Raw genomic sequence first — 21,897 nt, forward strand, 5'->3', positions numbered from 1 at the left:
CGGCAAAAATAAAAACGATACAAACCCAAGAATACGGAGAATAACATGAATAAAATTATAGGCTTGGCAGTATTGGTGGCAGGGGCAATTTTATTATATTTTGGCTATACCGAGTATAATTCAACGGCGTCTCAGGTAACCGAAATGGTTACGGGTAACCCAACTGATAATTCTATCTGGTTTCTGGTCGGTGGTGCCGTTGCTGTTATTGTCGGCCTTGGCATTTTGCTAAAGAAATAACAGAGCTAAAAAGTAAAAAGGCCGCGTAGCGGCCTTTTATCTATTCTGCAGATCAGTTTACTCTTCTTCTTTACCCCAGCTATCACGTAAGCCTACTGTGCGGTTAAACACCAGCTTAGCTGCGGTAGAATCACGATTATCCGCACAGTAATAACCCTCACGTTCAAACTGATACGCCTGCTCCGCCTTGGCATCTTTTAATGAAGGTTCAACCAGACCATGCTTAACGACCAGCGATTGCGGGTTTACTACATTTAGAAAATCTTCTTCTGCCGCAGGGTTGGCCACGCTGAATAACCGGTCATACACACGAAACTCCGCAGGCACGGCATGAGTCGCTTCTACCCAATGAATAACACCGCGCACTTTGCGGCCATCAGCCGGGTTCTCTCCAAGAGTTTCCGGTAAATATGAACATTTCAGTTCAACAATATTGCCATCAGCGTCTTTTACCATTTCATCAGCATGGATAACGTAGGCATTGCGTAAACGCACATCGCCGCCTAGCACCAAACGCTTATATTTCTTGTTCGCCTCTTCACGAAAATCAGCACGGTCAATGTACACCACAGCGCCAAACGGCAGTTTACGGCTGCCCATGGAGTCATCTTTCGGGTGATTCGGCGATTCCACCCACTCAATACCGTCTGCCGGGTAATTGGTAATGGTCACTTTAAGTGGGTCAAGCACTGCCATGGCACGCGGCGCAGCTGAATCTAAGTCTTCGCGGATACAGGCTTCCAGCGCACTCATTTCAATGACATTATCTTGCTTGGTGACACCGATGCGCTTGGCAAACTCACGGATGGCAGCCGGTGTATAGCCTCGACGGCGTAAACCAGCAATAGTTGGCATACGTGGATCATCCCAGCCTGATACCACAGTTTTCTCGACCAGGGTTTGCAGCTTACGCTTGCTCATCACGGCATATTCCAGATTTAAGCGTGAAAACTCAATCTGTTGCGGGTGACTAGCGATAGTGATGTTATCCAGGATCCAGTCATACAACCGGCGGTTATCCTGAAACTCCAGCGTACACAGCGAATGAGTAATACCCTCCAGGGCATCAGAGATACAATGCGTAAAGTCATACATCGGATAGATGCACCACTTGTCACCCGTTTGATGGTGATGGGCAAATTTTACCCGGTAAATCACCGGATCACGCATACACATAAAGCTGGACGCCATATCAATTTTGGCACGCAGCGAGCATTCGCCCTCTTTAAAACCACCGGCGCGCATTTTCTCGAACAGCGCCAGGTTTTCTGCCGGGCTGGTATCACGTGTCGGGCTGGCCTTACCCGGCTGAGTAAGGTTGCCCCGGTATTCACGCATTTGTTCGTTATTAAGAAAACAAACGTAGGCCAGTCCTTTATTTATCAGCTCAACCGCGTAACCGTAGAGCTGTTCAAAATAGTCAGACGAATAACGTACAGCACCATCCCACTGAAATCCTAACCAGTTAACATCACGCTGAATTGACTCAACAAACTCGACGTTTTCTTTTTCCGGGTTAGTATCATCAAAGCGCAGATTACATTTGCCGTGATAATCCTGCGCGATACCAAAATTAAGACAGATAGACTTGGCGTGACCGATATGCAAATAGCCGTTTGGCTCGGGCGGAAACCGGGTTTGTACCGCATTATGTTTGCCTGATGCTAAATCAGTATCTATTATTTGCCGGATAAAATTGCTGGGGCGATGTTCTGCGTCCGCCATAAAATATGTTGTCCTTCTTCTCACTGGAACTTCATTCAGATGCGGCATTATAGCAGCAGAAACAAGGCTGACTACTGCCAGTTCCTCACAATTGAAAAGATTTTACTGCGCACTTATTCAGAATTCATACTTCAGCGCAAAACGAAAGGTGCGGTCTATGGTGTCGTTGTCCAGTGCAAATACCATAGCGGCTTCCCACTTCAACTGTTGTGTGGGGCTGAACTTGTATACCCCCATAAAACCGGGCCCGGCGCCCTTGTAATTTTCACCGGAATATATCTCGACTGAAGGCTGTAATGCGGGTAGAAACCGGTAGCGGTATTGCAGACGAAACTCGGTTTCGAGCTCTGACGGCACGTTCTGCCCCCATTCGTATACCAATAACGCATTTACGGTCAGACTGGTATGTTCAAACTCTTTTTCAACTAATAAACCCGTAGTGAACTCGTTGCTATCGGTCTGCTGGTAATGCTCAACTTCAAACAATAAGCCCCAATCCCAACTGTACTGTCCCTGCTCAGTTAACATCCAGCGCAGCTCCGCTTCATAACTAGCCAGTGTATAGTCTTCCGGCATAACACGTTCAGCCAGCAAGTACAGCGAGAATGCCATATTGTTGCCCAATGAGAAGCCATAGCCGAATTTTTGCGCCAGCGCATTATTATCAGGATGGTCAGTCTGTCGCTGATATAGGGCGCGGTATTCAAATTCACGCTCAAGCGGCTGCACATAAGGGTGATACACCTTATCAACAACCCTGCCATCTGCCAGTGCAACTGAACTGAACACTAACAACAGCAGCATGACACCCAGCTGCACTTGTTTCATAGCTTGCCTCTTCGCCATTGCCACAACATTAATATCAATATAAAACTCATCAACCAGCTACCCAGTTGAACCATATCGGGGGTTGCCTCATAGCCGAACCACGCCTGAAAAAACACCCCAACCTCAGTATGCTCACTAACCAAAGCACTGCTGTCCCACAACGCCTCACCTGATGGCAGCATATCTATCTGCCCAAGCAGTGTTACCGTTTCAATGCCTTGCCTGGCACCAATCAGTGCCAGCATCATGCCTAAAATAAACTGACTAACCCGCTGCAATTCAGCCAGTAGCTGGTACCATATAACGGCAATACTGGCTCCAATACCAACACCCAGCACAGCGCCAAGCCAGAAGCTTTCAGTGCTGTTGTCAGTACCAATATTTGTCAGACCATAAAGCAACAAATTGATACCGCACAGCAGTGCCTGAGCACACAGAGCTAATACAGAAGCACTGTTCATCCTACCTGCCAACAAAATAAACAGTGCAATCAGCGTCGATAAATGCGCTGAAATAAACAGCCATTCAAGGCCTGTACCATCGGCCAGCTGTGTAATATCACCCAGCCAGGGCGGCAACACTATCAGCATGACTGCGGTTAAAAACGTACTTTGCCACAGCCAGCGGCGGCTATGATGCTGCAAACGCAACAAGGTGGCCAATAGCAGCAATACCGGCAGTAATTCTCTGATATAGACCAAAACGGTGTTAATCAACATGCTCTACCTGCCGTTGTATCCACTCGTTTTCGGGTAAGACGATTAACGTACCTTTGGCACTATCAGGGTGAAAATCGCCAAAAAAGCCATATTCCCCAGCCTGAAGCGGCCCCAGATACAGCACGGCCTCTGACTGCCCAAGCACTACTTTTTCTCTGTTCAGCGCAAAGCTCTCAAATTCTTCCGGTGTAGCGTCCTGATTCAGCAAACGTATTTTAATTTTCTGGCCTTGCGGCACATAAAGGTGACTTGGAGAAAACAGATGGTCTTTTATCACCAGAACAAACTCCTGGCGGGAAAACACATTGCATGACATTAGGGCGCAACACAGTATAAAACTGCGATAAAGTAACGTCATAAAGGCAGCTCCACCCTCACGTTTAATCCACTGTCAAACTGAGACTTAGCCAGGTTTATGGTGCCGCTGTGCAACAACACTATGTCTTTTACTATTGCCAGCCCAAGGCCAGACCCCGGCACACCAGCCTGATGCCGGTCGCCGCCAATTCGGTAGAAACGGTTAAACACCTGTTCGTATTCATCCGGGTCTATACCCGGGCCAGAGTCTGACACGTCAAGGATTGCTGTTTTATCGCCACGGCTTAGTGTCAGTTTGATCTGCCCACCGTCCGGCGTATATTTAATTGCATTACCGAGTAAGTTTGATATGACTAAGCGCAGAGCAAAAGCATCAGCACTGATCTGCAAATGCTCCTCACCTTCAATACTGATGTTTTGCTGTTTTCGTTCCAGCTGGAGGTAGCAATCGGCCACAACCTCACGGCACAGGGCGGCTAAATCAAGCGGCTGCATTTTCGCCTGAAAGTTATCCGGATTAGTGCGGTTAAGTAGCATAATCTGCTCAATAAGCTGGCGCATTCTGTCTACACCGTCTCGTAACGCCTGCATGCTTTCATCAGTCTGCGACATTCCTTGCTGCTGCCACCGCGTTAACGCGTTGTGCAGCGTAATCTCAAGTACACTTAGCGGAGTTCTGAGCTCGTGAGCCACATCTGAGGCAAAGCGTTTTTCCCGTGCAAATGCCGCAGATAACCGTTCGAACAAATGATTGGTTGACAGCAGTACCGGTGCCAGCTCTTGCGGTACCTGCTCCAACGTAACCGGGGTCAGTTCATTCGCCTTACGTGATGTCAGCTCTTTAGAAAACGTGTTCAATGGCCGCAGCGCCCGGCTGACTACAAGCCAAATCAGCAACGCCTGTAACGGCAGGCTCAACACGACCGGATAAATAGAGGCTGTAACCACCTCATCAGCCAGCTGCAAACGCTGTTGCAAAGGTTGCGCCACCATAATATGCCAGTCGTTGCTGCTATTTTGCACAAACACCCGCCAACGTTTACCGGAAAAATTCTGCTCAGAAAACCCGTCCGGCGCACCGACAGCTTGTGCAGGTGCTTGCTCACTGCGATAAAGCATCTGCTGACCCTGCATTAGCTGCACTGCCATAGATTGCTCGAAACTAACACTATCCACCTGATATTGCTGCATAATAGCAGCGGCGACAAGTTGCAAGTCCTGATCAAAAAGCTCACGCGCCCTGTCGGCACTTAAACGGTAACTTTGCAGCGCCGCCAGAAAGCTGGTTAGCACCAGTATCGCAATCAGCACTGAAATGAGGTAACGACGGACGGATGTCATGGTCTGGCGATGCTGTAGCCTACACCACGAACAGTTCGGATGAAATCGCCGGGTAATTTCTTACGCAGGTTTGATATATGCACTTCCAGGGCATTGCTGGCAACTTCCTCCCCCCAACTATACAAGCTTGCTTCCAGTTGCTCACGGGTTTTTACTCTGCCTGCCGATTCCATCAGTTCTTTTAACAGCACGTATTCCCGACGTGATAACGACACTGAAATACCACCCGATTGTAACTGCATCGCTGTGGTATCAAGCTCAACCTCGCCGCAGCGAATTAGGTGGCTTGACGCTGTGCCAAGCCTGCGCTCAATCACCCGTAAACGGGCAAACAGCTCAGGTGCAGCGAAGGGTTTAACAAGGTAATCATCTGCCCCTAAATCAAGCCCCTTTATCCGCTCATCAATGCCATCACGCGCGGTAAGAATAAGCACGGGCATACGTTGCTGTTTCTGCCGTAACTGCTTTAATACTGACAGACCGTCAATGTCAGGCAAACCCAAGTCAAGAATAACCGCATCACAGTCACCGGAGCGGACAGCCGCCAAGGCCTGCTGGCCGGTACCAACAGAATTGACAGCAAACCCTTGCACACTCAGTGCTTGTTGCAAACCGTCCCTCAGTGCCACATCGTCTTCAACCAGCAATAATCGCATCTTTACTCTCTGAGGCTATTTTAGCTTTTTCATCAGCTTTCGCTCTAGTGCTGTAATTTCCTGTTGCCTGCCACTATCAGCCAGAGGTCGTTCAGGCCTGGCCGGAGCATGCTTAGCTATTTCAAGATAGCGCATTGCGGCTTTGTAGTCGCGCTCTTCTGTCAAAAATTCTGCATAAAAATAATTAGGATCAATACCTTGAGGATTAAGCTCCAACGCCTTATTCAACAACTGCCTGGCCTTTTTGTCACTACCAAAGCCAACCGGCCAGCCGGGCACTTTGTAATACAAAACCCCCAGACTGGTGTAAGCAGAACCCTGAAGGGCTGTATCGTCCAATTCAATAGCCCGTTCTAAGTCTGCTTTGGACTTCTCTGTAAGTGATAAAGCACCCAGACCACCTTTAGCCCCCGCGTAACTGGAGGTAATAATACCGCGCCAGATATACGCTTCAGCTTTATCGGTATTTGCCGCAACCACGGCATCCGCCTGAGTTAACAAATCGGCAAATGCCTGCTCGCGTTTATCTTCATCAAGCTGATAGTTTACCTCTGCCCAACGTTGCTGCAGCGGCTTAATATCGGTGAGCACATCCGCATAAACTCCTGGTATTGTGACAAAAGCAGCCAGAATGATCCCCGTTATTGTTTTCATATTAAACCCCCACACTGTTTTTTGCTGAAGTTGGTTTGAAATACTGCTTAATTCGCTGCAGCTTACTGCCAAGAGCCTTGTCAACAAGCCCGGGAAGCAACGCGTTTAAGCGAACAAATATATTTTCGGCGCTGCCGAGATAACGCCTTTTGCGACCGCTGATAAGCTGATCTATCAGGGCTTTGGCAACTTGCTCCGGTGAATCTACTCCTTGGCCTAAAGCCCGGTTCAAAGCGTCAACCTGCGGCGTGTTAATCGCGGTCCTGGTTGCACGCGGTGCCAGATACAACACTCGCACTTTACTATCGGCCAGCTCGCGCTGTAGTGCTTCGGTGTACCCCCGAAGACCAAACTTGCTGGCACAATAACCGCTAAAGCCGGCGTATCCAATGCTGCCAAAAGTCGAGCCTATATTTATCACTGTACCGTCACGTTGTTTAAGCATTGGCATAAACAACTGGGTCAACTGCATGGGAGATAACAGATTGGTCGTAATTAATGCAGAAAAATCTTGCTCTGCATGAGCCGAAAACTGACTTATTCCGGCGTTATTGATAAGAATGTCTATCCCTCCGACTTGCAAACAGAATGCATACAGTGCCTGACGATTTTTTTCGTCATTAAGATCAGTTGCAAAAGGATATACACGCCCCGGAGCTTCGGATATCAGCTGACTGAGCACCGCCTCGTCGCGACCTGTCACGACAACCTCGGCGCCGGATACCAACAACAGTTGCAGCACAGCCTTACCGATACCACCACTGGCGCCGGTTAACAGTGCGCGCTTTCCCTGTAGGCTATTCATGCAACTTGCTCCAGTTGCTGAATACCATGCGGTTGCTCCAGCGAGCGGAAAATATCACCGTATAAGCGATAGAACCTTTTGGCCGCATGCACTATCACCGCTTGTTCTTCTGTAGCAGTGATTTTATTCATCAGGTTTTCATAAAATTTAATGTGTTCCTGATCCAGCGCACCATGTGAATTGAGATATGAAAATGCTTTTCGTGGTAAGTCCAACTTCGTGGCGATTTCTTTGGCGGCCTGTTCTGCCAGGTTGATGGACGTCCCCTCCAGCACCAGCACCATTCCAAAAAAGGCAAGTGGGCTGGTCCGACGAATAGCATCGTAGGCATAGGCCACCATCATCTCGGTCTCAAATGCAGGAGTGCTTCGCCTGACCTGCTCTTTATCGAAGCCGCAGGCTGCTATGTCATTAAGAATCCACTCCTGGTGTCCCAACTCTTCTTCAATATATTCAGCTACAGCCTCACGCAGCCATTCTTTTTTTTCAGGTAGCTCGGCGCCCACTGCCATCAATAGCGGCACGGTATGCTTAACATGATGATAGGCCTGCTGTAAAAACGCGACGTAGTGATCAAGTGTAAAATCTCCGCTGAAGCAGCGTTGGATCATAGGCGCACTTAGCAGATACGCGCGCTCCTCAGTAGTTGCATCAAGCAGAGATTGATAAAAGCTCATACTTATCTCCTGTTACGTCGGACTGGTTAGAATAAAGTTTGGAAATGATATTGCTGTATTGCTGCATAATTACATTGCGCCGTAGCCGGCCATTATCAGTGAGTGTGCCCTGATCAGTGCTAAATGGCGTAGGCAAGCGATAATAGGTCACAATTCTGGCATAGTCAGGTAATGCAGCGTTTACCTGCTTAATTGCAGCGGCAAGTTCAGTATCTGTTACCGCTGCGGCGGCATATAACAGTGCACTGCAGTATGGTTGTGCTTCACCTAACACTATAACCTGCTGCACAGCACCGCTGTCGGTTAATGCAGACTCGACCCACTCAGGAGAAATATTACGACCAAAACTGTTAATCAGCAGGTTTTTGCGCCGGCCAAGAATGCACAGCCCCCCCTGAGGTGTCCACTGAGCTAAATCTCCTGTAAACACACAGTCCGCCGCAGAGTCCGGTTCCCCCAGATAGCCTAGAAATGGCGTATTGACGACCAGTTCACCATCAATTATCTGAACATCGCGGCAAGCCAATGGCAAACCAACACTGTCACCGGCTTCAGATGGTACGACATCTGATAACGCAACGACCGAACCACACTCACTTAAACCATATCCTTGATAGACCGGCAGCCCGATTGCAGAGGCCTGCTGCAGAACCTGCGGTGAGACATAGGCTCCACCTACAGCAACAAACTCGAGGCTTGAAGGTACCGGCCAGCCCTTTAGGGCCGCGGCTACCAACATTTTCAGTAGTTCAGGTACCACAATCAGGCTTTTAGGCTGAACGTTGCTGATCAGTGACAACATAGCTTGTGGCTGGGCCAGACGGCTGCCGACAAAACCTCGCTGCGCATCCGACGCAACAATGACTTCGCCGCCTGCCAGTAAAGGGGCATATACACCAGCAATGTTTTCAAGTAGCGTCGGCAGGGGGAGCAGGCAAAGATGACGCGGGGAACCATTGCAAATATGCTCTACTCTGGCTTTTAACGCCAAGGCGACATCAAGCTGGCTGCGGTCTGACAGACACACACCTTTAGGCGAGCCTGTTGAGCCAGAGGTAAACGTTATTTTCTGGGTACCAGCAGGCACGGTAACATTTTGCTTAACAGCGCACTGGTACAACAAAATGCCATCAAACTCCTCCAGCAAACTGCTGTCAGCATCGTTAATTTCATAATCGCTTAACCATAGATCAGGTTGTAACGCTTGCAGCACTGCTGCCTTTTGCGATTCGCTAAGATAAGTCGGTAATGGTGTCAGCAGAATGTTGGCGCTTAAACATGCCAGATCGATAAGTACCCAGTTTATCGAGCTATCTGCTGTCAGGACAACCCGCTTACCACCATAACCAGACAGCAACGTTTGCCACTGGACGATTTTGCTATTTATAGCTTTGTGATCCAGTTCAGTACCGGTTTGAGCGTCGATTAGCCGGGCGCCATCAGCTACAGAAAACTTCATAGTTTGGCCTCCATCAAGGTATCAACCAGAGCATGCAGTTGTGGCCAGTGCCGAAAAATAAGTTGCTGCAAGCGAGGATCAGCCTGGATCCGCTGCGCAGCCTGAGTAACAGACAATACACAAACATCTGGCTGACTTTGATAGTAACTGCCCCAGTCTTTTGCTTTATCGCCAAGGCACTCTGGATTAGCACTTGCCAACTCGAGTAAGCTAATACCATGCCTGCGTAATAGACGTTTAAGATCAGAGGTCGCAGAAAATAGTAGCTGTTTTACATCAAGCTGATGTAACGCCTGAACCATCAATACAAATAGCTGCATCAGTGCTGACCGGCTCTGTGCATACAAATGACCGATTTCTGCGATGTCAGCGCGCTGACACTCGATATGCTGCTGTTGCAGCGCCTGCTCTGCATTAAGTGTTAGATATTGTTCGGTAAACAGCGGCCCCTCAGTTGCAAACCGGATACCGAGTACCGCTTGCCACTGCTCAGACAACAATACTCCAAGCAAATGAGGCATAAAGTGCTGTACATTTGCCTGATAATGTCTGCTAAAACCTTCTGCGATAAAATGTTCCAGCGTATGCCGTGCTGTATGTTGCGGCTCAATGAGGTGCAATACGCCATGGGTAGCAGCCTGTTCTGATGGCTGATAAGCAAATAGCGATGCCTCAGCACAGGAGGCGACTCCGCAACTTAAATATGACTCGACACTGCGCATTAAACTGGTCATAACGGACTCCTGTTTTACCGTTACGACCAGTGTGCAACACTAAACTTAAAGTAGTCTTAAGGATTAAGAATATGTAAATTGACGTTCTTTCAGCGCTGACACAACAGCTGGTCAACGCTATTAATACAACTTTCCAGCCGCTGATAATAATCTGGCGCATCTATCACGACAAAAGTATTGATGTCGAAACCATACTGCTGATAAAGCGCCATCAGCTGGTCAAAACTGAGTGTACGCGTAGCCGGGTCGCCCAACTCGCGCATGCCGTCGGCCACCCAGGGTACAGTGGGTTTAAGCGCTATCACCAGATCGTACTTTCCGGCGTCAATAAAGCTTTCTACCCTGTCAGCCACTTCACCTAAAAAAACGTGGCTGAAAAACGCTGTTACCACCGCATCGGTATCAAAAAAACACACTTTGTTGGCTGTCCTTAATGCCTTCAAATCCTGTTCGTATTGTAAGTGCGCTATGCGGTTAAAATCTTCGAGATCAAACAAGTCGCCGTTGCCGCCAACAACCTCGTGCTGATAATCACGCCCCAGCTCTTCAGACCACGACGAGCAATACACTTTCGCCAGCTTGCGTGTCAACGTGGTTTTGCCGCAGGATTCAGGGCCAGTTATCAACACTTTGCGGGCAAAAAACGGTCGCGCAGCACCGGCAATATAATCCCAGTGTTTATAAGGATGTTCACGGATCTCGGTGCCACTAATCGGCCACTGGGTACGTTGGGGGTCCAGCACCTGATACCCGATATCTGGAAAATGCTGTTGATGACCACTACGATAGCTCTCTTCGCCACCAAAAATAACATTGAAAGCTGCAGGCACTGTCTGTTTAAGCTTCTTCGCATAGTCACCCCAGCCAGCCGGAAAAGGTGCGCTCGTGCTATCATCCTGCAGCAGTACTTCGATGCCAAGCCCCAGTAGTTCCTGAGATAACCAGCGCTGGCGTAACACTCCGCTGATATAAGCTAAGCCGGCATCGCTACATAATTCACCGTCTTCCTGCAAGCGTTCACTAACGACAACGTACAATTTATCGCACAACGCATGAGCACGCAGTATCGCTGTAATATGCCCGCGGTGAGGTGGTAAAAATTTACCCGGAAAAACACCCACTTTCATGCTTAACCCCCTGCTGCTACAAAGTAATAGCGGCACCCTACACTGAAATATCAGAAAACACTATGCTGTTTGGCCAGCTATCAGCCTTCCCAACCGGTTGCAAATGGAAAACGCTTAGCCCAGAAAGCCTGTAACTGTGGCAAAGTATCAATTAGCCTGACAACGCCGGCCATAGCAGGCGCAACCTGGTAAAACCGCTGTCGCCTTGGCGTCCAGCGGCTGGCAACCGTGACATAAATATCCAGTACTGACATTTGCTGACCAAGCAAGAACGGCTGCGGTGTCAGCTGTGAGTCCATCACATGCCAGCAATGGGCGATACGGTCTGCAGTACGCTGCAGAAGTTCCGGGTAAAGTACTTTATTGTCACCGGCTAAACGTTCAGGCTCATCTCTTACCCAATACATGGAATAAATTGCTGCAGGTATAAAACTCATCCAGCGTAAAAACTGCGCCCGCTTGGCACTACCGGGCTTAGGAGCCAAATTAGCCTCAGGATGTTGCTCAGCTAGCCACAACAAAATCGCCGCACTCTCGGTTATCACCTCGCCTTGCTCAGTAACTAATACCGGCAATTGCGCCATCGGATTGACCGGGATCACTTTCGCCCGCTCTGTCTCGCCTTCCCAGACTGGCGCTTCAACCAGCACCTGATACGGTGCGCCTATCAATTCAAGCACTGCTTCTACAGCAACAGAACCTGAACCGGCTGCACCATAAATGTTGTACATACAGCCTCCTTAGCATCAATTTTAAGCGAAAAAAAACCCGCTAATTCAGCGGGCTTTTACAAGATAGCTCAGTAAACGATTACCAGCCAGTGATTTCTTTCAGCGCTTTACCGATGTCCGCTAAGCTCTTAACTGTCTTAACGCCGGCATCTTCCAGTGCAGCGAATTTCTCATCAGCAGTACCTTTACCGCCAGAGATAATCGCACCAGCGTGGCCCATGCGCTTACCAGCAGGTGCAGTTACACCAGCAATGTAAGATACAACAGGCTTAGTCACGTTAGCTTTGATGAATGCAGCCGCTTCTTCTTCAGCAGAACCACCGATTTCGCCGATCATAACGATGGCTTCAGTTTGTGGATCTTCCTGGAATAACTTCAGGATATCAATGAAGTTAGAACCTGGGATTGGATCACCACCGATACCAACACAGGTAGACTGGCCGAAACCGTAATCAGTAGTTTGTTTTACCGCTTCATACGTCAGAGTACCTGAACGTGACACGATACCTACTTTACCTGGCTTGTGAATGTGACCTGGCATGATACCAATTTTGCATTCGCCCGGCGTGATAACGCCCGGGCAGTTAGGGCCGATTAAGCGTACGCCTAATTCGTCACACTTAACTTTGGCATCCAGCATATCCAGAGTTGGAATACCTTCAGTGATACAAACGATCAGTTTGATACCGCCGTTAGCAGCTTCCAGGATAGAATCTTTACAGAAAGCAGCTGGTACGTAGATTACTGATGCTTCAGCACCAGTAGCTTCTACCGCTTCTTTAACCGTGTTGAACACTGGCAGACCTAAATGCGTTTGACCGCCTTTACCTGGTGTTACACCGCCAACCATCTTAGTACCGTAAGCAATGGCTTGCTCAGAGTGGAAAGTACCCTGTGCACCAGTGAAACCCTGACAAATTACTTTGGTATCTTTATTAATTAAAACGCTCATTGCTTACCCCTTATGCCTTAGCCGCTGCAGCTACAACTTTCTGTGCAGCGCCAGTCAGGTCTGTATCAGCGATAATGTTCAGGCCGCTTTCAGACAGCACTTTTGCACCCAGTTCTGCGTTGTTACCTTGCAGGCGAACAACTACCGGTACTTTAACGCCAACTTCTTTCACTGCACCGATTACACCTTCAGCGATCATGTCACAACGTACGATACCACCGAAGATGTTGATGAATACGGCTTTAACAGCGTCATCAGACAGGATAATTTTGAATGCTTCAACTACGCGCTCTTTAGTCGCGCCGCCGCCTACGTCCAGGAAGTTAGCGGGTTGGCCACCGTGCAGTTTAACGATGTCCATAGTACCCATTGCCAGGCCAGCACCGTTAACCATACAACCGATGTCACCACCTAAAGCAACATAGTTCAGTTCCCATGAAGCTGCGTGCGCTTCACGTGGATCTTCCTGTGATGGATCCTGCATTTCTTTTAGCTCTGGGTGACGGTATAAAGCGTTACCATCGATAACCAGTTTCGCATCTAAACAGTGCAGGTCGCCAGCTGGCGTGATAACCAGTGGGTTAACTTCTAACAGCGCCAGATCTTTTTCCTGGAACAATTTAGCCAGACCCATGAAAATCTTCACGAATTGGTTAACTTGCTTGCCTTCTAAGCCCAGTTTGAACGCTAATTCACGGCCCTGGAATGGTTGAGCGCCAACCAACGGGTCGATAGTGGCTTTTAAAATTTTCTCTGGTGTTTCGTGGGCAACTTTTTCAATTTCCACACCACCTTCAGTAGAAGCCATAAACACGATACGACGTGAAGAACGGTCTACAACAGCACCTAAGTACAGCTCTTTCGCGATATCTGTACAGGTTTCAACCAGGATACGGCTTACCGGCTGACCTTTTTCGTCTGTTTGGTAAGTTACCAGGTTTTTACCCAGCCATTTTTCTGCGAACGCGCGGATTTCATCTTTGCTCTTAACCAGCTTTACACCGCCCGCTTTACCACGGCCACCGGCGTGAACCTGAGCTTTGACAACAAACATGTCGCCGCCGATTTTATCTGCAGCTGCTACCGCTTCTTCAACTGTAGCTGCGGCAATGCCTTTAGATACAGGCAAACCATATTGGGCAAACAGTTGCTTACCCTGATACTCGTGCAAATTCATGGCTATTTTCCGTTCATTTGAATATGGAGGCTGCCCTTTTGGTACAGCCTGACTTTTGATCGGCGCATATTATAGTGCCAACCGGTTCGATAAAAAATGCTGTTGTCGTAAAACAACAGCATTTTTAGCTACTTTTTATGGATATTTAGATATCCAGCAGGATACGTGTCGGATCTTCCAGTAATTCTTTGATGGTTACCAGGAAGCCTACTGACTCTTTACCGTCGATAATACGGTGATCGTATGACAGTGCCAGGTACATCATTGGCAGAATTTCCATCTTGCCATCAACTACCATGACACGGTCCTGAATTTTGTGCATACCCAAAATGGCAGACTGTGGTGGGTTGATAATTGGCGTAGACATCAGTGAGCCGAACACACCGCCGTTAGTGATGGTGAAGTTGCCACCGGTTAAATCATCCATCGCCAGCTTGCCGTCGCGGCCTTTAAGCGCTAAGTCTTTAATCGCTTTTTCGATTTCAGCAAGGTTCATCTTGTCGCAATCACGCAGTACCGGTGTTACCAGACCACGAGGAGTAGATACGGCAATGCTTACGTCGAAGTAGTTGTGATATACGATATCGTCACCGTCGATAGCAGCATTCACTTCCGGGAAACGCTTCAGCGCTTCCGTTACCGCTTTAACGTAGAACGACATAAAACCTAAACGGATACCGTGACGCTTTTCAAACACGTCCTGATACTGCTTACGCAGATCCATAATTGGCTTCATGTTAACTTCGTTGAACGTCGTTAACATCGCAGTAGAGTTTTTCGCTTCCAGCAAACGGTTGGCGATAGTTTTACGCAGACGCGTCATAGGTACACGTTTCTGGCTACGATCGCCAGCTACAGCTGTAGCAGCTGCCGGGGAAGCAGATTTAGCTGGCGCACCAGCTACAAACTTTTCAACGTCTTCTTTGGTTACACGGCCATTTTTGCCGGTGCCTTTAATTTTGCTGGCATCTAAACCCTTTTCCGCAATCATACGACGCACTGATGGGCTTAAGGCGTCATCGTTGCTATCGTCTGACTTAGCATCTGAAGCGGCAGCTTCTGGTTTGCTGTCTTCTTTTTTCGCCGGAGCATCGTCTTTCTTAGCAGCAGGTGCACCACCGGCTTCCATTTTACCGATAACTTCTTCGGCTGTTACAGTAGCACCGGTATCGTGAATGATTTCACCCATAACGCCATCGGCCTGGGCAACCACTTCAAGTACCACTTTGTCGGTTTCAATATCAACTAATACCTGATCGCGTGTTACGGCTTCGCCTGTTTTAACGTGCCAGGTGGCGATGGTTGCATCTGCAACAGATTCTGGAAGTACGGGTACTTTAATTTCCACTTTTTCACCTTTACCGGTTGGTCTTATTTAGTTATGCCGGTATATCTCACACCGGCCAATAATTTACTTAATAGTCAGCGCGTCGTTAACCAGCGCCTGCTGTTGTTTGTTGTGTACAGACAAGTAACCGACAGCAGGTGATGATGACGCATCACGGCCCGCATAGCTCAGATAACCAGCCTTTGGAATTGCAGCTCGGAAATGATGCTGGCTGCAGTACCAGGCGCCCTGGTTCTGCGGCTCTTCCTGACACCAGACAAAATCAGTCACATGCTGATACTGGCTTAAAACTTCAGCCATTTCTTCATGCGGGAACGGATACAGCTGTTCGACACGCACAATCGCCACGTCTTTCTGTTCACGCTTACGGCGCTCTTCCAGCAGTTCGTAATATACTTTTCCGCTACAGAACACCACACGCTTAACATCGCTTGGTTTAATATCGTCTATCTCACCAATTACGTTTTGGAACTTACCTGATGCCAGCTCTTCCAGTGAAGAGGTCGCTAGCGGATGACGTAACAGAGACTTAGGCGACATCACAATCAGAGGCCGGCGCATTGGGCGAACCATCTGACGACGTAACATGTTGTAAACCTGAGCTGGTGTAGTGGGTACACAAACCTGCATATTGTGATCGGCACATAACTGCAGGAAACGCTCTAAACGTGCAGATGAGTGTTCCGGCCCCTGACCTTCGTAGCCGTGAGGCAACAACAAGGTTAAACCACACAGACGGCCCCACTTCTGCTCACCTGAGCTTAAAAACTGGTCGATCACAACCTGAGCACCGTTGGCAAAATCACCAAACTGGCCTTCCCAGATAACCATTGCGCGCGGTTCTGCCGTAGCGTAACCATATTCGAACGCCAGTACAGCTTCTTCTGACAATGCAGAGTCGTACACCTGGAATGGCCCTTGCTCGTCGCTGATATGCTCAAGCGGCGTATAGGTACTACCGTCTGTTTGATTGTGCAATACCGCATGGCGATGGAAGAATGTGCCGCGGCCTGAATCCTGACCAACAATACGAATGCGGTTCCCTTCGGCAACGGTGGATGCATACGCCAGAATTTCGGCAAAGCCCCAGTCAATTTTCTTCTCGCCAGCCAGCATCAAAGCGCGATCTTCGTATACACGACCGACTTGGCGCTGCAAAGTATGGCTTGAAGGTATGCTCGTTGCCTTCTTACCCAGCTCAACCAGTTTATCTACCGATACGCTGGCATCGTAAGTTGCATCCCAGTCATGGCCCAAGAACGGCGTCCAGTCTACTGAAGACTCTGACATTGCCCGCCACTCTTCGACAACGCAATCACCTTTATCCAGTGCATCACGGTAGTTTTCGATCATTTCGCTGATCTGCTCATTACTGAACAAACCTTCGGCAACCAACTTCTTCGCGTATATTTCACGCGGCGTCGGATGCTTTTTAATTTTCTGATACATCAGCGGCTGTGTTGCATTTGGCTCATCCGCTTCGTTATGGCCATTACGGCGGTAACATACCAGATCAATAACAACATCGCGCTTAAAGGTATTGCGATAATCAACTGCCAATTGCGCAACAAAGACAACGGCTTCCGGGTCGTCACCGTTAACATGGAAAATAGGTGCCTGCACCATTTTCGCGATATCTGTACAGTATTCCGTGGAGCGCGTGTCTTCTGGATTAGAGGTGGTGAAACCAACCTGGTTATTAATAACCACGCGGATAGAACCGCCGACTTTAAAAGCCCGGGTTTGTGAAATATTAAACGTCTCGGCGACAACACCCTGACCAGCAAACGCTGAATCACCGTGAATGGTAATAGGCAGTGCTAAAGAGCCATCGGTACAACCACGACGGTCCAGGCGCGCGCGCACAGAGCCAATCACCACCGGGTTTACGATTTCCAGATGTGACGGGTTAAATGCCAGTGCTAAGTGTACATTGCCACCAGAGGTTTCAAAATCTGAAGAGAAACCCATGTGGTATTTCACGTCACCGGCGCCCACAACTTCGTACTTGCCAGCAAACTCATCAAACAGTTTTGATGGGTTTTTGCCCAACACGTTAATCAGCGTATTTAAGCGGCCACGGTGCGCCATGCCGATAACACAGTCTTTCGCACCCTGCTCACCGGCGCGATGTATCATTGCCTTAAGCATAGGGATCATCGCGTCGCCACCTTCCAGACCGAAGCGTTTTGCGCCTGGGAATTTAGATGACAGATACTTTTCTAACCCATCAGCTGCGACCAAACCATTCAGAATGCGACTCTTCTCAGCTTGATCGTAAGAAGGAGTAGATTGGTTTGCTTCTAAACGCTGCTGGATCCAGCGCTTCTCATCGGTAGACACGATGTGCATATACTCGGCGCCGATAGAGCCGCAATAGGTTTTTTCCAGCGCTTTGTGTAAATCACCCAGTTTCATGGTGTCTTTGCCTATAGCAAAAGAACCCACATTAAACTCGGTATCATAATCGCTTTCAGATAGGTCGTGATGAGACAACTCTAAATCACGCACCCGGGACTGCTTCCACAACCCCAGCGGATCAAGGTTAGCTTGCTGATGACCACGGAAACGGTAAGAGTTAATCAGCTGCAACACTTTCACCTGACGACTGTCAGCAGCTGTCGCAGAATTCACCACTACCACTTCGCGGTGCTTATTGCGGGCCAGCTCAGCAAACTGTTGTCTGACATCTGAGTGACGGGTTTCTAAATCAACTCCGTCAAGTTTTGGCAGCTTGGCAAAAAACTCACGCCATTCGTCGCCAACGCTGGTAGGTTCAGCTAAGTAGGATTCATACAACTCATCGACATAGGCCATGTTGCCGCCGCCAAGATGAGAAGACTCTAACCATGCCTTCATTACACCTTCGTGCATTTAGTTTCCCTTAATTTCCGCGCACCTGGAAAAAGTAGCAAAAAAACAGCCTGTTCGCAGGTTACCAGGCCGTTTTTTATTAACATACCAAAAAAGGGCGCATTACAGCGCCCGGTTTAACAACATCGATTTAATTTCACCAATGGCTTTGGTGGGGTTCAAACCTTTAGGACATACATTAACGCAGTTCATGATACCGTGGCAGCGGAATACGCTGAATGCATCATCCAGATCGTTTAACCGTTGTTCTGTCGCTGTATCACGGCTATCCGCCAGGAAGCGGTAAGCATGCAGCAACCCTGCCGGACCGATGAACTTATCAGGATTCCACCAGAACGATGGACAAGACGTAGAGCAACAGGCACACAAGATACATTCGTACAGGCCGTCCAGCTTAGCACGTTCTTCCGGCGACTGCAGATACTCACCCGCTGGCGTAATCTTACTGTCGTTAATTAAGTACGGCTTCACTTTCTCATACTGGGTGTAGAACTGGCTCATATCAACTACCAGGTCACGCACTACAGGTAACCCCGGTAATGGGCGCAGCACGATCTTACCACCTTTTAAACCGACAGCAGACAATGGCGTAATACAAGCCAGACCGTTTTTACCGTTCATGTTCAGACCGTCTGAACCACAGACACCTTCGCGGCAGCTGCGACGGAACGATAATGTCGGATCCTGCTCTTTTAACTTAATCAGCGCATCCAGCACCATCATATCCCGGCCTTCCGGGTTGTCCAGCGTGTAATCCTGCATACGCGGCGCTTTGTCAACGTCAGGGTTATAACGATAGACGGAGATAACTAACTTCTTCATCGCTGTGCCCTCTTAGTAATTACGTGCTTTAGGTGGGAACGCATCACGGAACTTAGGTTCCATATTTACTTTACGTTTGGTCATCGCTTCAGTTTCCGGCGAATAGACACTGTGGCATAACCAGTTCTCGTCATCACGATCCGGATAGTCAAACCGCGCATGTGCGCCACGGCTCTCAGTACGGAAATTTGCAGCGACAGCAGTAGAGAATGCGGTTTCCATCAGGTTGTCCAGCTCCAGACACTCAATACGCTGAGTATTGAAATCTGAACTCTTATCATCCAGACGGGCGAACTTCAGACGCTCGCGAATTTCTTTTAACTGCTCTAAACCTTCGGCCATCGCTTTACCTTCACGGAATACCGAGAAGTTAAGCTGCATACACTGCTGCAGATCTTTCTTGATCTGCGCCGGGTCTTCACCCTGACCTGGTTTAGAATCTTCCCAACGACGGGTACGGGCAAGCGCAGCATCAATGTCTGACTGGCTAGCTGCGCGGCCTTCAGAGGTAGCAGCTAAAGCTTCACCTAAGTGCAGGCCAGTTGCACGGCCAAACACGACTAAGTCTAATAACGAGTTACCGCCTAAACGGTTAGCACCGTGTACAGACACACAAGCAATTTCACCACAAGCAAACAAACCTGGCACTATTGGCTCTGAACCATCCGCTTTTGGCGAAATAACCTGGCCGTGTACGTTTGTTGGAATACCACCCATCATATAGTGACAAGTTGGAATTACCGGAATAGGCTCTTTAACCGGGTCAACGTGCGCGAAAGTACGTGACAGCTCACAAATACCTGGTAAACGGCTTTCTAAAACCTCTTCACCTAAGTGGTCCAGTTTCAGCTTAATGTGTACGCCCCAAGGACCATCACAACCACGGCCTTCACGAATTTCAGTCATCATTGAACGGGCCACAACGTCACGACCGGCAAGGTCTTTCGCGTTTGGCGCATAACGTTCCATGAAACGCTCGCCGTCTTTGTTTAACAGGTAACCACCTTCACCACGACAACCTTCGGTAACCAGTACACCGGCACCAGCAATACCAGTTGGGTGGAATTGCCACATTTCCATGTCCTGCAGCGGCACACCTGCGCGCAGAGCCATACCTACACCGTCACCGGTGTTAATGTGAGCATTCGTAGTAGAAGCGAAAATACGGCCTGCACCGCCGGTTGCCAGCACAGTTGCGCGGGCTTTGAAATAGACGATTTCACCGGTTTCGATGTCGATAGCAGTACAACCTACTACTGCGCCATCCTGGTTCTTAACCAAATCCAGGGCATACCACTCAGAAAATACCTGAGTTTTATTTTTAACGTTTTGCTGATACAGCAAGTGTAATAACGCATGGCCGGTACGGTCAGCAGCAGCGGCAGTACGAGCTGCCTGCTCGCCACCGAAATTCTTTGACTGACCACCGAAAGGACGCTGATAAACACGGCCGTTCTCAAAACGAGAAAATGGTAACCCCATGTTCTCTAATTCAGTAATCGCTTCAGGGCCGGTTTTACACATATATTCGATAGCGTCCTGGTCACCGATATAGTCGGAACCTTTAACGGTATCAAACATGTGCCATTCCCAGTTATCTTCATGGCTGTTACCCAGTGCAACGGTAATACCGCCTTGCGCTGACACCGTGTGAGAACGGGTTGGAAATACTTTTGATAATAATGCACAGGTTAAACCTGATTCGGTAATTTGCAGTGCAGCACGCATACCTGCACCACCGGCGCCAATTACGATGGCATCAAACTCTCTTACTGGAATAGTCACTTAAGCACCCCACAAAACAAACAGGCCGACCGCTACATATGCGAAAGCCAGGGCATAAAGGAAAAATTGTAGTACTGCACGCAGCGCAGCAGACTTAACGTAGTCAGTCAGCACTTGCCACAAACCAATGCGGGTATGCACAGCAATAGAGACTAAAGCTAACAAGGTAAACACTTTTACCAGTGTATTGGCAAACAGGTTCTGCCATACTTCAAACGTCACTTCCGGGGTACAGATGAAGAAACCCAGAATAAATACGCTATACAGAGCCAGCACGATGGCTGTTGCCCGCAGTGACACATAATCCTGTACGCCATCGCGTTTCAGGCTTGCCTGATTCAGAACCATAACCATACTCCTGCTAATACTGCTAATACGATCCAGATAGCGATCGCAACTTTCGCGCTTAAATTGCCGGATTTCAGCTCTTCCCAGTGTCCCATATCCATAATCAGGTGACGAATACCGCCAACCAGATGATAAATAAGTACTGTGATAGTGCCCCAGGCAATGAATTTTGCCAGGTGAGACGTCATCAGCTCTTTAACAAAGTCAAAGCTCTGCTGATCCTGCAGCGAATACGCCCAGGCCCAGATAACGAATACCAATGCAAAAAACAATGCTACACCAGTAACACGGTGCAGAATTGACGCTATGGCAGGTGCCGGAAACGATATGGTAGAGAGGTCGAGATTTACTGGTCTTTGTTTTTTCACAGTGCTTGCCCATCGATGCCCATTATCGAGCTCTTGTTGTCATTGTCGTTGTCATTGCTGTATAAACAGTCAACACTCAAAACCAATACACCTTTTTGCTCAAGCTGGATCAGTACTGCCAGACAGCAAAAGTGCTTGCTGAGTGAACTGTTTAAAAACCGCAATAGTATATATTTCACAGTTCGCTATTACAATTTTTGTTTGGTTTT

The 21,897-nt window shown here is 48.6% G+C and carries 22 protein-coding genes; 1 reads left to right on the forward strand and 21 read right to left on the reverse strand.

Annotated elements, in window-relative coordinates; translation table 11 throughout:
* Positions 1-45 precede the first annotated feature (45 nt).
* Positions 46-240 carry a DUF3185 family protein gene (locus LHL18_RS01980; RefSeq protein WP_134054509.1) on the forward strand — a complete coding sequence of 65 codons (195 nt, stop codon included), beginning with the start codon at positions 46-48 and terminating at the stop codon, positions 238-240.
* Between the two features lie 57 nt (positions 241-297).
* Here the strand turns inward: LHL18_RS01980 and glnS are convergent, their stop codons facing one another.
* The 21 genes from glnS to sdhC form a co-directional block, all read right to left on the reverse strand.
* Complete coding sequence (gene glnS / locus LHL18_RS01985; RefSeq protein WP_226765552.1) at positions 298-1,965, reverse strand: glutamine--tRNA ligase; 1,668 nt, start codon at positions 1,963-1,965, stop codon at positions 298-300.
* A gap of 117 nt (positions 1,966-2,082) precedes the next feature.
* The gene (locus tag LHL18_RS01990; RefSeq protein ID WP_226765553.1) at positions 2,083-2,793 is read right to left on the reverse strand and encodes a hypothetical protein; all 711 of its coding nucleotides are present in this window, start codon (positions 2,791-2,793) and stop codon (positions 2,083-2,085) included.
* Complete coding sequence (locus LHL18_RS01995; protein WP_226765554.1) at positions 2,790-3,512, reverse strand: FTR1 family protein; 723 nt, start codon at positions 3,510-3,512, stop codon at positions 2,790-2,792. Before LHL18_RS01995 ends, LHL18_RS01990 begins: the two co-directional genes overlap by 4 nt.
* Positions 3,502-3,870 (reverse strand): cupredoxin domain-containing protein, encoded by a 369-nt coding sequence (locus LHL18_RS02000; protein ID WP_134054501.1) that lies wholly within the window; start codon positions 3,868-3,870, stop codon positions 3,502-3,504. Before LHL18_RS02000 ends, LHL18_RS01995 begins: the two co-directional genes overlap by 11 nt.
* Complete coding sequence (locus tag LHL18_RS02005) at positions 3,867-5,171, reverse strand: sensor histidine kinase (protein WP_226765555.1); 1,305 nt, start codon at positions 5,169-5,171, stop codon at positions 3,867-3,869. Before LHL18_RS02005 ends, LHL18_RS02000 begins: the two co-directional genes overlap by 4 nt.
* Positions 5,168-5,827, reverse strand: coding sequence for a response regulator (locus LHL18_RS02010; protein WP_134054497.1), 660 nt, complete (start codon positions 5,825-5,827; stop codon positions 5,168-5,170). Before LHL18_RS02010 ends, LHL18_RS02005 begins: the two co-directional genes overlap by 4 nt.
* A gap of 15 nt (positions 5,828-5,842) precedes the next feature.
* Positions 5,843-6,481: a tetratricopeptide repeat protein gene (locus LHL18_RS02015; RefSeq protein WP_226765556.1), complete on the reverse strand. Its 639-nt coding sequence runs from the start codon at positions 6,479-6,481 to the stop codon at positions 5,843-5,845.
* A gap of 1 nt (position 6,482) precedes the next feature.
* Entirely contained in the window at positions 6,483-7,286 is an 804-nt protein-coding gene (locus tag LHL18_RS02020) for an SDR family oxidoreductase (RefSeq protein ID WP_226765557.1), read from the reverse strand.
* Positions 7,283-7,963 carry a TenA family transcriptional regulator gene (locus tag LHL18_RS02025; protein WP_226765558.1) on the reverse strand — a complete coding sequence of 227 codons (681 nt, stop codon included), beginning with the start codon at positions 7,961-7,963 and terminating at the stop codon, positions 7,283-7,285. The genes LHL18_RS02020 and LHL18_RS02025 overlap by 4 nt, the downstream gene beginning before the upstream one ends.
* Positions 7,938-9,422 carry an AMP-binding protein gene (locus tag LHL18_RS02030; protein WP_134054484.1) on the reverse strand — a complete coding sequence of 495 codons (1,485 nt, stop codon included), beginning with the start codon at positions 9,420-9,422 and terminating at the stop codon, positions 7,938-7,940. The genes LHL18_RS02025 and LHL18_RS02030 overlap by 26 nt, the downstream gene beginning before the upstream one ends.
* Complete coding sequence (locus tag LHL18_RS02035) at positions 9,419-10,156, reverse strand: thermostable hemolysin (protein ID WP_226765559.1); 738 nt, start codon at positions 10,154-10,156, stop codon at positions 9,419-9,421. Before LHL18_RS02035 ends, LHL18_RS02030 begins: the two co-directional genes overlap by 4 nt.
* Before the next feature lie 89 nt (positions 10,157-10,245).
* Positions 10,246-11,283 (reverse strand): multifunctional transcriptional regulator/nicotinamide-nucleotide adenylyltransferase/ribosylnicotinamide kinase NadR, encoded by a 1,038-nt coding sequence (gene nadR / locus LHL18_RS02040; protein WP_226765560.1) that lies wholly within the window; start codon positions 11,281-11,283, stop codon positions 10,246-10,248.
* A gap of 80 nt (positions 11,284-11,363) precedes the next feature.
* Positions 11,364-12,014: a glutathione S-transferase family protein gene (locus LHL18_RS02045; RefSeq protein WP_226765561.1), complete on the reverse strand. Its 651-nt coding sequence runs from the start codon at positions 12,012-12,014 to the stop codon at positions 11,364-11,366.
* Between the two features lie 79 nt (positions 12,015-12,093).
* Complete coding sequence (sucD, locus tag LHL18_RS02050; protein WP_134054476.1) at positions 12,094-12,966, reverse strand: succinate--CoA ligase subunit alpha; 873 nt, start codon at positions 12,964-12,966, stop codon at positions 12,094-12,096.
* Between the two features lie 10 nt (positions 12,967-12,976).
* Entirely contained in the window at positions 12,977-14,143 is a 1,167-nt protein-coding gene (gene sucC / locus LHL18_RS02055) for an ADP-forming succinate--CoA ligase subunit beta (protein WP_134054474.1), read from the reverse strand.
* Positions 14,144-14,288: 145 nt separating this feature from the next.
* Positions 14,289-15,491, reverse strand: coding sequence for a 2-oxoglutarate dehydrogenase complex dihydrolipoyllysine-residue succinyltransferase (gene odhB, locus LHL18_RS02060; RefSeq protein ID WP_226765562.1), 1,203 nt, complete (start codon positions 15,489-15,491; stop codon positions 14,289-14,291).
* Between the two features lie 63 nt (positions 15,492-15,554).
* Positions 15,555-18,365, reverse strand: a complete 2,811-nt coding sequence (gene sucA, locus LHL18_RS02065) for a 2-oxoglutarate dehydrogenase E1 component (RefSeq protein ID WP_226765563.1) — start codon at positions 18,363-18,365, stop codon at positions 15,555-15,557.
* A 102-nt stretch (positions 18,366-18,467) separates the two neighbouring features.
* On the reverse strand, positions 18,468-19,187 hold the full coding sequence (locus tag LHL18_RS02070; protein ID WP_134054468.1) for a succinate dehydrogenase iron-sulfur subunit: 720 nt from the start codon (positions 19,185-19,187) through the stop codon (positions 18,468-18,470).
* A 12-nt stretch (positions 19,188-19,199) separates the two neighbouring features.
* On the reverse strand, positions 19,200-20,972 hold the full coding sequence (gene sdhA, locus LHL18_RS02075; protein WP_134054466.1) for a succinate dehydrogenase flavoprotein subunit: 1,773 nt from the start codon (positions 20,970-20,972) through the stop codon (positions 19,200-19,202).
* The gene (sdhD, locus tag LHL18_RS02080; protein WP_134054464.1) at positions 20,973-21,320 is read right to left on the reverse strand and encodes a succinate dehydrogenase, hydrophobic membrane anchor protein; all 348 of its coding nucleotides are present in this window, start codon (positions 21,318-21,320) and stop codon (positions 20,973-20,975) included.
* Positions 21,311-21,688, reverse strand: coding sequence for a succinate dehydrogenase, cytochrome b556 subunit (sdhC, locus tag LHL18_RS02085; RefSeq protein ID WP_134054462.1), 378 nt, complete (start codon positions 21,686-21,688; stop codon positions 21,311-21,313). The genes sdhD and sdhC overlap by 10 nt, the downstream gene beginning before the upstream one ends.
* Positions 21,689-21,897: the final 209 nt, after the last annotated feature.

It is taken from the genome of Rheinheimera aquimaris (assembly GCF_020531985.1).
GTDB lineage: Bacteria > Pseudomonadota > Gammaproteobacteria > Enterobacterales > Alteromonadaceae > Alishewanella > Alishewanella aquimaris.